The sequence below is a fragment of the Clostridium sp. AF27-5AA genome (assembly GCF_003478415.1).
GTDB lineage: Bacteria > Bacillota > Clostridia > Lachnospirales > Lachnospiraceae > Otoolea > Otoolea fessa.
Genome location: NZ_QUFH01000033.1, coordinates 1 through 578, shown reverse-complemented (window position 1 = coordinate 578; position 578 = coordinate 1). Strand labels below are relative to the sequence as shown.

Sequence of the window (578 nt, the reverse complement as noted above, 5' to 3'; positions counted from 1 at the left end):
GCCGGGGCAAAATCAAGCCTGTTCTATCAGGCGTTTCGTATCATACAGGAAATGAGGGATGCTACTGATAACCTATATCCAGCTATCGCTGTTTGGGAAAACGTCATGGGAGCGTTTTCTACAAATGACCGGATGGACTTTAGAGCCGTCCTATCCGCCTTCTCGGACACCGAAGTTCCAATGCCTCCTTCGGGAAGATGGGGAAATGCCGGAATGGTGCGAGGGGGAACGCCTGATGTGTGCTGGCGGCTCATGGACGCCCAGTATTGGGCAGGCTCCCGAAGGCTGGCACGAAGGCAGCGGATTTTCGTCGTGGCGGATTTTGGAGGCAGACGTGCCGCAGACATACTATTTAAGCCCCGTCCAATGCTCCCACTTCCTCCGCCTTGCGGAGAGGGCGGGCGGGCCGCCGCCGAAGGAGATCGAACAGCTTCTTTTGAAACAGGGCGGCAGATACCAGTCATCCACCCCTTTCAGTGCTTCCGTATGCGGGGAGCGGCAAAAAGGCAGGAAGAAACGGCCTTCCGAAACAGCTTCGGATTACCAACTGACCCTTTTCCCACTCTTTTAGCCAGTGA

Annotated in this window: 1 protein-coding gene; it reads left to right on the top strand. The window is 55.7% G+C overall.

Translation table 11 applies throughout. The features are described 5' to 3' along the window. The first annotated feature begins 124 nt into the window (after window positions 1-124). Entirely contained in the window at window positions 125-571 is a 447-nt protein-coding gene (locus DWY89_RS14190; RefSeq protein ID WP_182434588.1) for a hypothetical protein, read from the top strand. The last annotated feature ends 7 nt before the right edge of the window (window positions 572-578 follow it).